Below are 13,581 nucleotides of genomic sequence, written 5' to 3' on the forward strand. Positions count from 1 at the left end.
TTCCGCAATTGTGGCTTTTTTATTTGTTTATATTGATTTTTCTTCGTACCTTCGCACCGAATAAGATTAAAACTTTCATGAATAGTAAGAAAAGATATATGGTGATAGCTTTGCTGGCGCTTCTGGTTGTGTCGGCAATGGCATATAATGACGAGGCTAAGCCTTGGACCTTCTGGAACTGGAAGTATGGCTCCGTTTCCAGACCGGGTATTCATGCTGATCTGACGGGTATGAAGAATGTAGGTATGGGCGGTATCTGGCTGATGCCGGTACGTGAAGCCGGCGAGCGTCTGGAATTTCAGGACGGGGTGGCACAGCTGTCGCCTGAGTTCTGGAAGATGATGGATTATTCCTTCCAGCTAGCCGACTCTCTCGATTTTAATATGGGCATCCATGTCCTGCCTGGTAATCCGCTTGTCCTCCCTGATGAATCGATGCAGAAGGTTGTCTGGACCGATACCATCGTGAAGGGCGGAAAGAAGATTGAAGGTTTGCAGATGTGGCAGCCCGAGAGTTATAAGGACGGAAAGATGCAGTCTGCCGGAAGCGAAGGTGGATATTATCAGGATATTGCTGCTTTTGCCATCCGCTTTAAAGGGAAAACGGGTCCTGCCTGGCGCAACGCAACCGATTCGGCTGCCCGGAGCGAGGCGGTGCCGATGACTGATGTGCTCCCCTTGAAGATGGAAGGGGGAATGGTGATGGGTGGCATGGTGAATGGTATCTTGCAGAATAAGTTGCCTAAGGGCTCCTGGTGCCTGTTGCGGATGGGACATACCTCAACGGGTCAGACTCATGCAACGGATGGGAAAGGTATGGGACTTGAGGTGGACAGGTTCTCACCGGCAGCCGTAAAGAAACTATTCGATTCCTGGTATGCGCCGTTACTGGACCGTCCGCATGGCGATGTGGTGTCGTATCTGTATATCGACCCGAGAGAGTGGGGCAGCCAGAATTGGGGCTGTCAGTTTGCCGAAGAATTCAAGGCGCGCCGCGGCTATGATCTCATCCCTTATCTTCCTGTCATGGCAGGTGTTCCGCTGGAGTCGGCTTCCCGATACGAACAGGTACAGAATGATATCCGTCTCACCATCGAGGAACTGGTAAAGGAGAAGTTCTTCCAGACCTTCACCCGTCTGGCAGAAGAACAGTATGTTGAGGTTTCTTGTGAGGCTATCCCGCGTACCGATCATCCCGACGATATGTTCCGTGCCGTAAGTAGAGCCCATATCTATAATGAAAATCCGGTTCAGGCTGTGGCTTGTACAGGAAACTATGGCGCACGGAACGGAACGCCCGCCTTGCTCAAACCTTTGATAGACCGCCACCTGGTGCTTGGCATCAACAGGTTCATTTTCCTGCATGATATTGTCCGGCATCCTGAGGCTCGGGGTTTCATGGATTACATCACCATGTGTCAGCATTATCTGCAGCAGGGCAGACCGGTGGTTGATATCGCTGTGTTTCATCCTTCGGGAAACCCCGCACAGAAGAACAGCTATCGTGCCCCTCGTGGTTACAAATACGATTTGATCAACAAGGATGCCTTGCTGAAATGGAATTTCGGATACAGTCCGAAGGGAAAACTGCCTGGAAATCAGGATTATCGCATTCTCTTGATTTCGCAGCCGGAGAGCTCTCTCTCTGCTGAGATAAAAGCGAAACTGGAGGAATTGCGTGAGGAAGGCATCGTCATCATCGACAAGCCTTATCAGGCGAAGAACTTCTCGCAGTATGGCATCGATCCGGATGTCATACTGCCTGAGAATATGGATTATGCCCACCGTCTGGTTCTGGAGGCAACGGGCAGGAAGGATATCTATTTCCTGATTAATCAGGAGAATAAGGAGCGCCAGATTACGGCAACCTTCCGTACCGGTACTTCCAGAATCCGCCAGATAGTGAACTTGAACTTGCCAGCTTATGGCTCAGTCTTCGTCATCCTGTCTAACAGGGATGACATGCAGATTATCAGCCCAGCAAAGCTTCCGCTACCTTGATGTCGAATGGAGTGGTAATCTTGATGTTCTCACGGTTACCCTCTACCATTGCAACCTGACAGCCAAGACTTTCTACCACCGAAGCATCATCGGTAAACTGTTCCTTGTATTCCTGGTTGAAAGCCTGCTTTGCCAGACCGATGTCGAAGGTCTGGGGAGTTTGCACCACGCGGTAATCGCTGCGCAGCACGTTCTTTCCGCCTCCGTGCTGGTCAATATAGCGCAAGGTGTCGGTTACGGCATATACAGGGATGGCTGCATATTCTTCGCGAGCCGTCTCGAAACATTCTTCAATCACTTCCTTAGATACGAATGGGCGCACACCATCGTGAATGCCCACAACGCCATCTTCATCATCAGGAATGAGAGCCAGTCCGTTTTTGGATGACTGGAAACGGGTGTCGCCACCATTGGCTATCTGGTGCTTGATGCTGAAATGATGCTCCTCGCAGAGCTGGTGCCAGTATGCCTGCTGACTCTCCGGCAGAACCAGAATGATGTTCAATGCAGGGTTGTATTCATGAAAACGCTCTATGGTGCGCATCAGGATAGGCTTGCCCGCTACTGGCAAGAACTGTTTGGGAATCTCACTTCCCATGCGGAGGCCCTTGCCTCCGGCTACTATGATTACGTAATCCATTTTTTAAGTGAAGAGTTAAAAGTGAAGAGTGAAGAATTCTAATCCTGCCTTTCTTCACTCATTGTTATTATTTGCTTTTCATGAGATGATCATACATCATGCCATCCTGCAGGGCAGCCACAGTTTCCTTGCTTACGAAGTAACTCAGTATCTTATAAGCGTATGGGAGGGTTGCGGCAGGACCTTCGCCCGTAATCACGTTGCCGTCTTCCTGGAAGAGGGTGGCGGTATATTCGGTGTTCTCGCCGAAATACTGCTCGAAACCAGGATAACAGGTAGCCTTCTTTCCTTCGAGGATGCCTGTGCTTGCCAGAACCATTGGGGCTGCGCAGATGGCACCGATTCGCTTTCCAGCCTTGTGCTGGGCGATGAGCGCCTGGCGTACACCTTCGTGCTCGTTGAGATTCGTACTTCCTGGCATTCCGCCTGGAATCATCAGCATGTCAGCATCTTCAAAGCTGGAAATATCCTCAAACTTCAGGTCAGCCTTGATGGTTACACCATGTGATGTTTCTACCCATTCTGTACCCGTTACACTTACTGTCTTGATGTCTACACCACCTCTGCGGAGGATGTCAACCGGAGCCAATCCTTCGATTTCCTCGAAGCCATTGGCAAGAAATTCATATACCTTTGCCATAATTTATTCGTTTTTTGTTTCGTTATTCGAATTATATTATTACCTTTGCAAAAGTAAGAATAATAATTGAAATAACAAAATAAATGGCACAGCAACATTTAAAATTCGCAATATTTGGTAATGAATACCAGGCTAAGAAGTCGGCTTCGATAGAGAAAATCCTTCTTTATCTTGAAAAGAAGGAGGCTGAAGTTTATGTGGAGAATGCTTATTATGAGTTTCTTACCCGCGACCAGCAACTCGATGTGAAGGCGGCTGGGGTGTTCGAGGATTACAACTTTGATGTGGATTATGTCATCTCTATGGGTGGTGACGGTACCTTCCTGAAGGCGGCGAGCCGGGTGGGAGCCAAGGGTACGCCTATCATCGGTGTGAATATGGGCAGATTGGGCTTCCTTGCCGATGTGCTGCCTAGCGAGATAGAGTCGGCGCTGGACAGTCTTTATGCTGGTGAATGTCTGATAGAGGAGCATGCGGTGATTCAGGTTGAGGCTGAAGGAGGCGTTCTGGCTGGCAATCCGTTCGCACTCAACGATATTGCCGTGCTGAAGCGTGATGATGCTTCGATGATTTCCATCCGTACGCAGGTAGATGGCGAATTCCTCGTCACTTATCAGGCGGATGGTCTGATTGTTACTACGCCAACAGGTTCTACGGCATACAATCTATCTAATGGCGGACCTATCATCATTCCGCAGAGTGGCAGCATCTGTCTTACTCCGGTGGCTCCTCACAGTCTGAACATCCGTCCTATCGTCATCAACGATACGGCAGTCATCACGCTCGATATCGAGAGTCGCAGCCACAACTATCTGGTAGCCATCGATGGACGCAGTGAGCGTATGACGGAGGAAACCCGCCTCATCATCCGAAAGGCTCCTCATAGCATCAAGATTGTGAAGCAGCGCAACCAGCGTTATTTCTCTACCCTGAGAGAGAAACTGATGTGGGGTGCTGACCAGCGCGAAAGATAAGTAGAATAAGAAAGATAATTAAAATAAGAAAAGAGGTATATCCCGAAGATGACTCTTGGGTATACCTCTTTTTCCTAACCTAAAACAACTAACTAATAATTTTGTTCACACAAAACTAAACCTAAAAACATAAACCTTAATAAACCTAAAAACTTAAAACTGAAAAACTTAAACTAAAAACTGAAACTATTCTTTGAACTTATTTGTTGTATTCTTATCTGATAATCACTTTCTTTCCCTGATGGATGTAAATACCATTCTTTGCAGGCTTCTTACCCATTTTCATACCGCTAAGTGTATACCATGCATTGTCTGTTGTGGTATTGCTTATGGTTGGAGTTCCTGTGATGCCTGTTGGTGCCCAGATGGCGGTAACATCCTTGCAGGTGTATTTGCCTTGACTCTGTGTAGTGGTAATCTCATAATACTTGGTGCTGTTGCCGGCATTCAAGTCTACGGTCTGCTTCTTGCCTGTTCCATTTCCCTGATTGAAGATGATGTTTACGATAGCATCCTTGCTTTTGATCTTGAAGTCCATATAGTACCACTTCTTTCCGTTCAGCGTTTTGGTTGCTGTAACAGCAGTACCTGGCCAGGCTTGTGTAAAGGTTTCGCTGGAATTCCATGCGTAGAAATACATGGCTGCCCCCCAGTTGGTTACCTGGTCGGCATTGGCATATATGGTGATGGTATATGGCTCGAATGCCTTGATGGTATAATTGTAAGTACGGATACCTGTTACGGTTCCGTTGCTGAGCAAGCCAACCTTCAAGGTGCAGGTCTCATCTATGTTGATGGTGCTACCTGTAGCCACCTGCTTGCTCTTGGCTGTAGGGTCTGTGCCGTCAGTAGTGTATACCAGTTTGGCATTGCTGTTCTGACTCACAGCCGTAAGCTTAGCCCTGAATCCTGCCTCGTATTCGCCAGTCGGTATATTGCACCATGCGGTTTCTGCAGATTTAGAAAGATAATAACGGTAGTGGTATCCTTCGAGAATCTGTGCATAATCAGCACTTGGAGTATATGTCTTGGTGTTGTTTCCTACAACCACGATGAGTTTCGCCTTGTTGCCAGTAGTCTCATTGGCAAAGCAAGAGGTCTGCGCCATCTTGTTGGTATAATTGCTCATGTTGGTGATGCCTGCAAGTTTGCGGGCTTCGATCATGCTCTTCAACTCTTGCTTGTAGGCTCTCCAGTGTGGTTGGAAGATGCAAGGTGTGCCCGGCATGGCAAGCATGTAGGCGTTGGCAGCCAAGGTGTCTTTGCGTAGAGGGTCAAGAGGCTCAGAGGCAGAACGATATTGCATATCGTGATTTTCCACGAATGTTACTGCATACTGGCGATAGTTGGCATCGTGCATCAGATTGTTAGTGCTATTGAGCTTGCTCCAATCAGAAAAAGAGGCTACCTTTCCGTCGGCTGCACCATTCACTGCATCACGCACATTGTAACGGAACTGGAAGTCGAAGGCTGCACTCTTCTTGTTGGTGCTGTTTATCCAATTGATGATATATGGGTTTCCGTCCCAATATTCACCCACAGAGAATTTTACACCTGTTGCATCATTGTAGTCAGCCACGTGGGTACCGCTGAAACCCTTTACCATGTCGTAGCGGAAACCGGTATATCCTATATCCTCCTTCAGAAATTTCAGATATGCCTTGATAATCTTCTGTACGTTCTCGCTCTTATGGTCAATATCACGGCATCCTCCAAAGTCGGTTCCCTCATCATAGTTATTGCTGAGGCTAACCCCGTCTTTTTTTGCTTGTGTAGCAGTTTTTCCACCATCATCATTCTTGCAGATATCGGTAGACAACATCTGGTAGGTCACTCCCTTGTAGGTTTCTGCAGGGAAGGTATACCAGCCGTCTGTATTGCGATGATTGACCACAACATCAGCAATTGCGCCTATGCCGTTGGCTTTGAACTTGGCAATCAGACTTCTGAGTTCAGCCTCAGTTCCGAATGAGGAGTTCTGGTTGAAATAATAATATGGCATATAGCCCATCACCTGTGTGGTTTCGATACATTTTCCGCTTTGTGGAAGCCATACTAGGTCGATGAAACCTTTCATGTCGTCGGCTTGTTTCTCTAGGACGCTCCATTGGGAGTAGTCGTAAGAATCCCATGAGAATCCTTGCAGCATGACGCCACTATAGTTAGCAGGCCAACCTTGTGCAAACATATTGATGCTTGCCAGTAAAGCGATAAGTGTAAAGTATATCTTCTTCATAATTATCTTTGTATTTTGTGATTATTATTTTATGTTTAATTGCAAGTTGTATTGTTATACGTTGGCAAAGTTACGATTTATTTCATTAGCTTGTTCAAAAATTGATGCAAATCAAGCGAATAAATTGTGCAAACGTTTGCATTCCGGTGCGCTTTTCTTCTATATATAATTAAGGTATATGTAGTTTTAGAAGATAATTATTATTAAAAAACTGGAAAACATTTGGCGGTCTCGTTTTTTATTGCGTAATTTGCGTTGCGTAAAAAGCGCAATGAACGTTTGTATAATGAATGATAACAAGATATGGCAAGATTGAACAATCCTTTTGTGGGCGATAGTTCGTGAGCATTTGGTATCTTCGCCGTTGAGCCAGCAGTTTATCAGCACCCACCATCTTCCAGCTACGAGCAGCGTGAAAACGGCATTAAAGGCATTGGTAGATAAGCAGCTGGTAAGCAAGACTCCAACTGGCTATCTGGTTAGTGACCGCTTCTTTGCGAAATGGCTGGTGAGAGGAGGAATCATAGCCAACTGAGGAAATGAAAATTACGTCCCGATGCTTGGCTATGGTGAGATGGATGATAACAATGCCGCAACTTATACGATGCAAGGAATCAATTATAACGATGCAAGGAAGCCTTTCTTGCGATTGCGTGACATTTGTCATGCGTTTATACGACACTTGTCGTACGGCCGTATGACAAATGTCGTATAATCACATGACATATATCAAAGTATAAATAAACCTAATATTTTACACCAAAAGATACAAGTTATCACATTATTATATATATATGCATCATCTTTCATAGAAGACAAAGAATGCGAATTCAACAAGCAAGTGCAAAAATCCATCCCATTGTCTGTTAAAGAATATGATCATAAAAATCTTGAAAACGTACAGAAGGCTTAATACGATTTGCATAACGTAAAGGCATACAAAAAAGGCGGCTCCCGATATGTTCGAGAACCGCCTGGTAATATATATATCACGCATATTCTTGATGTCCTCGTCATACAGCTCTAGTTCCTCTCGGGAGAGCTTGCGGAGGTCGCCTATTTCTGCCAACTTGCGGAAGACTGGATACTTCTCGCTGAATGGCATCTGTTCAAACATGTTCATATTCTTTCCTCCTTTTTATATTGTTTTATTCTTTGGATTCTCTTTTGGTTTCTATAGAAAATTTCAGCACTCCTAAATTTACCCCAAAAGTCAAACTGCGCATTTTTAATGGCAGCTTATCTGCGAAGACTTCGTTCATGGCAGCTTGTATCTTACCTTCTGTTGCTTTGTCTGGTAAAATACCATGCTCCTTTGCATCTTCATTCACCTTATCTATAGTTCTTGCCAATTTGCGAAGTTGAGTGAAAGTATCAATGATGGCAATGGCGGTGGCTGTCGCCATTGGTGATTTTAATATTGTGGCAAGCATATAAAGTCCTTGCTCTGTAAATCCCTTTACTGTTGCATGAGAAAACTTCAATGTTTCGAGGTGGTCAAAATTTTTGACCACATGCTCTTTCTCGCTGTTAGTCAGTTCGATAACATATCCAGAAGGATACTTATCTGGATTGTTTCTTATGGCTTGGTTAACCACCTTGGTTGTTACGCCATACAATTCAGCAACATCTCTGTCAAGGATAACTTGCGTATCCCTGATGATAATGATTTTACTTTCTGTTTTTACAATATCTTCTTGATGTCCCATAATTTCTTTTTTATAGCTTTTCTTATGCAAAGAGACGACTTTTCCTCGTAACTTCCAAGGTTTTAGGGAAAAAATACTTGAAAAGGATGGGGAGAAAGAAAAATAGGCGACTCCCGGATTGGAGGAGAGTCGCCTATTCTATGAGTTTTTAACCAAATCAGTAAAGTTCGACCAACTTTCAACTTTGAATCCTCTTAGATCTCTGACTGATTTCTTAAACCACTCTATTTTAGAAAGCTCCATAACTGTTTTTACAAGTGCAGTCAAATCATCATTCATCGTCATGTATGTACTGCCTTGCACCCATTCGAAACCATTCTTCTTTAGAAGCTCTTTTATTTCGTAGTAAGCTTTGTTGTAAGGTTCGCCATAGTATTTCTGTAAATCAGAAATTACCATATCAAATGCTAGTGCGTACATACTGTCTCCTTTACTGGTTCAAATAAGTCCTTATATCCAAAGAATATGTTTCCATCTGCGGTTTTTGCGGAGATGACAATTCCTACGAAAGGATTGTTCTCAACTTCAATCACTTCGCCCTGTGTCCAGTCTTTGGCATGTGTCAAGTCTGGAGATATTAATACTTTGTCGCCTGTTCTCATAATCATAAAAATATAAATGTTGTACTTATTCGGTGCAAAGATACGACTTTATCCTGAAACTCGCAAGGATTTAGGGTGGAAAAGTTTTTTTGAGAAGAAAATAGGCGGCTCCCGATATGTTCGAGAACCGCCTAGTAATCTCTTCTTATTCCTTCATTTTCTGAATTTCCTCCAGCGGAAGCTCTGTGGCTGTTGCCACTTGCGCTTCAGAAAGACCCATTGACAAAAGGCGGTAAGCTGTGGCTATCTTTTCTTTCGCCATACCTTTTTCCATCCCTTTCTTTTCATCAAACATTCTGGTGGCATATATATCACGCATATTCTTGATGTCCTCGTCATACAGCTCGAGTTCCTCTCGGGAAAGCTTGCGGAGGTCGCCTATCTCTGCCAACTTGCGGAAGACTGGATACTTCTCGCTGAATGGCATCTGTTCAAACATGTTCATATTCTTCACTATATAAATCCAACAATCAAATATATCCATACACTCTGCCTCCGTGTGCTTGTCGAACAGTGGCTGTTAGATTAATTATAATACAATGTTTGTAATAGAGTATTTCATTCTAAGCACTGTTTGATTAAGTCGTGAGCATCTTTTGCATGATATACTCTGCCTGCTTTAACATCTTCTAGGGCTTCTTTAATACCACTTTTCTTTTCGGTTTGAATAACCCAGCCAAACTTCTTTGCCAGTTTCTTTAATAAGTTGAAGTCAACTTGCGGAACAGTTATAGTTGTTTTTATATTATTTATAGCTACATCCATATTGCTTTCCTTTTAATGTTATTTTAAATGATGCCGCAAAGATACGACTTTTCCTCGTAACTTCCAAGGTTTTAGGGAAAAAATACTTGAAAAGGATGAGGAGAAAGAAAAAAATAGGCGACTCCCGGAATGGAGGAGAGCCGCCTATTGAATATTGTTGTTTCGATGATGAAACGAAGGGTTATTTATTCTTTGATTTCCCAATGGCCTCCAAATGTAGAAGAACCAACACGCTCTATTCTTTTTTGAGCCTTTAGCTTTTCTATGTGTTTTTGTATTGCACTTGCCTTGATACCTATTTTGTCCACGAGTTCTTGTCTTGTTATATACGGATTGTCTTTTATTAATTCAAAAACTTTTTCAATGGTTTTTGGTAATCCAGTTTGACCACCAGTTTGACCACCAGTTTGACCACCAGTTTGACCACCAGTTTCATTAGGAATAGGTAATCGTAGTTCTACCTCTTGTAACTCGTATTTATCTATTAATTCAGGCTTACCCCAACCTGCCTTTTGCCAAGCAGAGATAATTTTTGGAAATCCAGAACCTATATTCTCACCATATCCTATCATACGGAGCATATTCTGTATTCTTGGGTTGCGTGCTTTTGAAACCCCACCTTCATAGATGTTTTCTATCGGAAGTTTCAAATTTCCAGGATTCCGTAAGCATAGGCAGTCATCATGCTTTTCTATCCTTAAGATACCACTATCCAAGAATAGGTCAGAGTGAATAATCGAGTTGGTAAATCCTTCTCTTACAGCTTTCATTTGTGGTGTGTCATCTACACGCTGATAACCTTCCATATGAAAAGGGTGAGGTAAGTCGAATGTCAACTTAGGCATAACAATTCTAAAGAATTGATACAAGTTGTTCTCCCAACGCCCATCGTAAGTTAGTCTGTCTCTATATCTTTCCTCACCTTCTAGATGGCTCATGTCGAGATAGTCCATGCGAAAATTTCCAAATCGCTCCCTTATGGCTAACCCTGTTCCAAACATCATTAGTCCTGCTACCGTCAGTCCTTCTTTTCCTGTTTGTCTATTCTTAGTATATCCACCTAAAAGTCGCAAGAATTCTTTATCGTCCTTATCGTTCCATTCATGGTCGGCATTTAGTATTCTGAATTGATTACGGTAACCATGGAGTGTATTTGTATCAATGTCATCCAGAGTAAACCCATCTAGTAATCCGCCGTCATTGCCATCTTCGTTAGCATCACGAATCATGGCTCTTACTTCCATTTCTGTGCAATGGTAATCACCTTCATGGTTGCGTTTGAAGGAACCTTTGTAAGGATTTTCATTTAAGAAGACAGGCTTCATTCGCCAATCTGCTTGTGGCACGTGGATACATATAATAGATTTCCCGTCTATTGTATTTACCTCTACATCTGAGTCAAGCAAAATGTTTCTATTTACTTTGTTACTATTGATGGTGTTCCATAAATCAGAGATAAGCTTAGGGATATTGTCAACTCCGATGATAGTAAAACGTTTGGCAACATCCGTTTCTTTTCTATTTTCGTCTATACCTAATAATATATAGCCACCAATAGTGTTGGCAAAAGCGGAATATGACTCCCAAACAGATTTTGGGAGCTCCGTCTTTGCTTTTTTGCATTCCAGGGTAAGTCGTTCGCCTTGGGCAAGCATTTGCTTAATTTCTGTTTCTGTCATGCCTTGTCTTTGTTAGTTGGTGGCAAAGATACGACTTTTCCTCGTAACTTCCAAGGATTTAGGGGAAAATGTGGGGATGATGATGATGAAAAAATAAGTGTTTCTTTTCGGAGCACCTGCATAAACCTGTGTTTAGGCATAAATGTTAGTAAGTCTAAACAGGAAGAACTTGGGAAGCCTTTCTTACGATTGACGTTTTGCGGAGCCGCTTATCATTATATTACGGTTGTACAACTAAAAGGGTTATAGTTGTACGACTATAAAGCTACGGTTGTACGACTAAAGGGTGTATAGTTGTACGACTAAAGGGTGTATAGTTGTACGACTAAAGAGGTTATAGTTGTACGACTAAAAGGTGTTGTCACTAGGCTCAGCAGAGGTGCTGACTGCAGTCAGCAGACCTACTGACTAGGCTCGGCAGAGCTGCTGAGCCTAGTGGCAATGTCTGAGAAGGTATATTCCACCAGGGCAGACGCATTAAATATTTTGCACCAAAAGATACAAGTTATCACATTATTATATATATATGCATCATCTTTCATAGAAGACAAAGAACGCAAATTCAACAAGCAAGTGCAAAAATCCATCCCATTGTCTGTTGTTATGGACTTTATTTTTCTGAAATTTTATACCTTTGCGTCATGAAAATCAAGGACTATTAGCGTTGGCACAATTAATTCTGCCATCAGAGATACTTTCAAATTTTGAAGTAGTACGTGTAGAAGAAGAGGCATCCCTTATTCGCATCTATCTTGATGAATCAGTTAAGGCTGATTATAAAGAGAACCCTTTGATTGAATCTAAAGGGTTCTGTCATGTCGTAACTATCCGTAACTTCCAAGGATTTAGGGAAAAAATACTTGAAAAGGATGGTGAGAAAGAAAAATAGGCGACTCCCGGAATTGAGAGCCGCCCATTGAATGTTATTCTTTAATCTTCTAATAATCTCCAAATGTTTAGGGGGATATTATTCTTCCTTGTTTTTTAGCAAGTCCATCATTTTCTTCATATCAGGCAAAGCCTTGCGTAACCTTTCAGGCATGTCATCCAACGTCTTGTAGGTAGCAACTCCCATCGGCTTGCTGTAGTCTCGAACAGCATATTCTGCATAAGAGTAGTTTGCTGATTGGCAAAGAATGATTCCAATAGACGGATTCTCGTGTGGCTTACGCACCTTGTCGTCGAGAATTTGGAGATAGCCAAAAAGTTGCCCAAGATAAGAGGTCTTAAACTCGCCAAGTTTTAGCTCTATGCAAACCATGGCGTTCAATTCTCGATTGAAAAACAGCAGGTCTGGGAATTGTTCAACACCATAGATTTTCAAATGGTATTGGTTGCCGATGAAAGCAAAGTCTCTGCCAAAGGTCATGATGAAATTCTTGATGTTCTGAACGATGCTTTGTTCTACAACTCGTTCGTCGACATCTATTTTTTCGCGTTCCCCAATCTCTTCTACATTGATAAAGTCAAGTAGATATTCATCCTTGAACATTTCTACTGCACGTCGAGCTTCCCTAGGATTGTTGATGGTCCTGGTAAAATTGTTAGGCATGCGTCCTTGGCCATGGTAAGCATCCTCCTTTATAAGTTGGCGGAGCTTCTTTACGGAAAGATGTTCCTCTACAGTGCGGTGAATATAATAAAAGCGTGCCGAGGTTTCTTTTGGTCCACTAATGATGGCAGAGTGGTGTGTGAATGGTACTTTAAAGAAGTCCTCAACAGGAAAATCTGGAATATTAGAAATAGATAAAGTATGGAATATATCTATCTGATTTTCACTATTTTGTAATTCAGCGGTTGCAACCGCTGAATTCTCAAAGCACAATTCGGCGGTTGCAACCGCCGAATTGCTGTCAAGCATATTCCATGCTTCATAAAAACGTCTCATATCCTTCATTTGAGTTTCCGAGAATCCTCGAAGACCTGGTAGTTCCTTGCGAAGTTGTTCGCTGATGGATGCTAATGCGCCCTCGCCCCATACTCCTTTGCGGGTATGTTGTGAAAGATATTTTCCGATGGCAAAATATAAAGCAAGTTGTATGCGGTTCACACCTTTGGCTGCTTCATATTGTCCTTGAAGTATGGCTGTCTTTATAGCGTTGACAGCATTGTTATATTGTATCAAACTATCCATAGAGTAATGTTTTAATTTGGTCTTCTAACAGAAGGCATACGGATTTTGGGACAAAGAAAATGCAAACGAGTGCAAAGAAAGCTTGCTTTCAATTTGCCGAGTGCAGCTTTTCTTCTGCAAAGATACGACTTTATCCTGAAACTCGCAAGGATTTAGGGTGGAAAAGTTTTTTTGAGAAGAAAATAGGTGGCTCCCGATATGT

Annotated in this window: 15 protein-coding genes; 4 read left to right on the forward strand and 11 right to left on the reverse strand. The window is 43.1% G+C overall.

Going from position 1 to position 13,581, the window contains the following annotated elements:
* Positions 1-77: 77 nt before the first annotated feature.
* Positions 78-2,000 carry a glycosyl hydrolase gene (locus tag ONT08_RS11825; RefSeq protein ID WP_264960013.1) on the forward strand — a complete coding sequence of 641 codons (1,923 nt, stop codon included), beginning with the start codon at positions 78-80 and terminating at the stop codon, positions 1,998-2,000.
* Here the strand turns inward: ONT08_RS11825 and ONT08_RS11830 are convergent.
* Positions 1,972-2,640 (reverse strand): 2-C-methyl-D-erythritol 4-phosphate cytidylyltransferase, encoded by a 669-nt coding sequence (locus tag ONT08_RS11830; protein WP_144154970.1) that lies wholly within the window; start codon positions 2,638-2,640, stop codon positions 1,972-1,974. The genes ONT08_RS11825 and ONT08_RS11830 overlap by 29 nt on opposite strands.
* A gap of 67 nt (positions 2,641-2,707) precedes the next feature.
* Entirely contained in the window at positions 2,708-3,280 is a 573-nt protein-coding gene (locus ONT08_RS11835) for a DJ-1 family glyoxalase III (RefSeq protein ID WP_117691939.1), read from the reverse strand.
* 83 nt (positions 3,281-3,363) lie between these two features.
* Here ONT08_RS11835 and ONT08_RS11840 point away from each other — a divergent pair, with 83 nt between their 5' ends.
* Entirely contained in the window at positions 3,364-4,254 is an 891-nt protein-coding gene (locus tag ONT08_RS11840; RefSeq protein ID WP_264960014.1) for an NAD kinase, read from the forward strand.
* 214 nt (positions 4,255-4,468) lie between these two features.
* Here ONT08_RS11840 and ONT08_RS11845 read toward each other — a convergent pair whose 3' ends face one another.
* Positions 4,469-6,490, reverse strand: coding sequence for an alpha-amylase family glycosyl hydrolase (locus tag ONT08_RS11845; RefSeq protein ID WP_264960015.1), 2,022 nt, complete (start codon positions 6,488-6,490; stop codon positions 4,469-4,471).
* A 325-nt stretch (positions 6,491-6,815) separates the two neighbouring features.
* Between ONT08_RS11845 and ONT08_RS11850 the strand changes: the two genes are divergently transcribed.
* Positions 6,816-7,025, forward strand: coding sequence for a hypothetical protein (locus ONT08_RS11850; RefSeq protein WP_147379957.1), 210 nt, complete (start codon positions 6,816-6,818; stop codon positions 7,023-7,025).
* 264 nt (positions 7,026-7,289) lie between these two features.
* Here ONT08_RS11850 and ONT08_RS11855 read toward each other — a convergent pair whose 3' ends face one another.
* The 7 genes from ONT08_RS11855 to ONT08_RS11885 form a co-directional block, all read right to left on the reverse strand.
* Positions 7,290-7,613: a hypothetical protein gene (locus ONT08_RS11855; protein WP_264960016.1), complete on the reverse strand. Its 324-nt coding sequence runs from the start codon at positions 7,611-7,613 to the stop codon at positions 7,290-7,292.
* Positions 7,614-7,638: 25 nt separating this feature from the next.
* On the reverse strand, positions 7,639-8,199 hold the full coding sequence (locus ONT08_RS11860; protein ID WP_264960017.1) for an ORF6N domain-containing protein: 561 nt from the start codon (positions 8,197-8,199) through the stop codon (positions 7,639-7,641).
* 138 nt (positions 8,200-8,337) lie between these two features.
* Positions 8,338-8,619: a virulence associated protein D gene (locus tag ONT08_RS11865; protein ID WP_022120086.1), complete on the reverse strand. Its 282-nt coding sequence runs from the start codon at positions 8,617-8,619 to the stop codon at positions 8,338-8,340.
* Entirely contained in the window at positions 8,607-8,801 is a 195-nt protein-coding gene (locus ONT08_RS11870; protein WP_264960018.1) for a transcriptional regulator, read from the reverse strand. Before ONT08_RS11870 ends, ONT08_RS11865 begins: the two co-directional genes overlap by 13 nt.
* A gap of 145 nt (positions 8,802-8,946) precedes the next feature.
* The gene (locus ONT08_RS11875; RefSeq protein ID WP_264960169.1) at positions 8,947-9,315 is read right to left on the reverse strand and encodes a PD-(D/E)XK nuclease family transposase; all 369 of its coding nucleotides are present in this window, start codon (positions 9,313-9,315) and stop codon (positions 8,947-8,949) included.
* A 44-nt stretch (positions 9,316-9,359) separates the two neighbouring features.
* Positions 9,360-9,566: a hypothetical protein gene (locus ONT08_RS11880; protein WP_264960019.1), complete on the reverse strand. Its 207-nt coding sequence runs from the start codon at positions 9,564-9,566 to the stop codon at positions 9,360-9,362.
* A gap of 185 nt (positions 9,567-9,751) precedes the next feature.
* On the reverse strand, positions 9,752-11,245 hold the full coding sequence (locus tag ONT08_RS11885; protein WP_264909211.1) for an RNA-binding domain-containing protein: 1,494 nt from the start codon (positions 11,243-11,245) through the stop codon (positions 9,752-9,754).
* Positions 11,246-11,909: 664 nt separating this feature from the next.
* On the opposite strand from ONT08_RS11885, the gene ONT08_RS11890 reads away from it, so the two are divergent.
* Positions 11,910-12,134 carry a hypothetical protein gene (locus ONT08_RS11890; RefSeq protein ID WP_264909212.1) on the forward strand — a complete coding sequence of 75 codons (225 nt, stop codon included), beginning with the start codon at positions 11,910-11,912 and terminating at the stop codon, positions 12,132-12,134.
* Between the two features lie 78 nt (positions 12,135-12,212).
* Here the strand turns inward: ONT08_RS11890 and ONT08_RS11895 are convergent, their stop codons facing one another.
* Positions 12,213-13,379 (reverse strand): PDDEXK nuclease domain-containing protein, encoded by a 1,167-nt coding sequence (locus ONT08_RS11895; protein ID WP_264960020.1) that lies wholly within the window; start codon positions 13,377-13,379, stop codon positions 12,213-12,215.
* Between the last annotated feature and the right edge of the window lie 202 nt (positions 13,380-13,581).

The organism is Segatella copri (genome assembly GCF_026015465.1).
GTDB classification, from domain to species: domain Bacteria; phylum Bacteroidota; class Bacteroidia; order Bacteroidales; family Bacteroidaceae; genus Prevotella; species Prevotella copri_E.

Excerpts from the sequence above, each read along its gene's own strand:
- ONT08_RS11825 (WP_264960013.1), top strand. The coding sequence starts at position 78 with ATGAATAGTAAGAAAAGATATATGGTGATAGCTTTGCTGGCGCTTCTG.
- ONT08_RS11885 (WP_264909211.1), bottom strand. The coding sequence starts at position 11,245 with ATGACAGAAACAGAAATTAAGCAAATGCTTGCCCAAGGCGAACGACTT.
- ONT08_RS11870 (WP_264960018.1), bottom strand. The coding sequence starts at position 8,801 with ATGAGAACAGGCGACAAAGTATTAATATCTCCAGACTTGACACATGCC.
- ONT08_RS11835 (WP_117691939.1), bottom strand. The coding sequence starts at position 3,280 with ATGGCAAAGGTATATGAATTTCTTGCCAATGGCTTCGAGGAAATCGAA.
- ONT08_RS11845 (WP_264960015.1), bottom strand. The coding sequence starts at position 6,490 with ATGAAGAAGATATACTTTACACTTATCGCTTTACTGGCAAGCATCAAT.
- ONT08_RS11840 (WP_264960014.1), top strand. The coding sequence starts at position 3,364 with ATGGCACAGCAACATTTAAAATTCGCAATATTTGGTAATGAATACCAG.
- ONT08_RS11860 (WP_264960017.1), bottom strand. The coding sequence starts at position 8,199 with ATGGGACATCAAGAAGATATTGTAAAAACAGAAAGTAAAATCATTATC.
- ONT08_RS11855 (WP_264960016.1), bottom strand. The coding sequence starts at position 7,613 with ATGAACATGTTTGAACAGATGCCATTCAGCGAGAAGTATCCAGTCTTC.
- ONT08_RS11830 (WP_144154970.1), bottom strand. The coding sequence starts at position 2,640 with ATGGATTACGTAATCATAGTAGCCGGAGGCAAGGGCCTCCGCATGGGA.
- ONT08_RS11865 (WP_022120086.1), bottom strand. The coding sequence starts at position 8,619 with ATGTACGCACTAGCATTTGATATGGTAATTTCTGATTTACAGAAATAC.
- ONT08_RS11895 (WP_264960020.1), bottom strand. The coding sequence starts at position 13,379 with ATGGATAGTTTGATACAATATAACAATGCTGTCAACGCTATAAAGACA.
- ONT08_RS11880 (WP_264960019.1), bottom strand. The coding sequence starts at position 9,566 with ATGGATGTAGCTATAAATAATATAAAAACAACTATAACTGTTCCGCAA.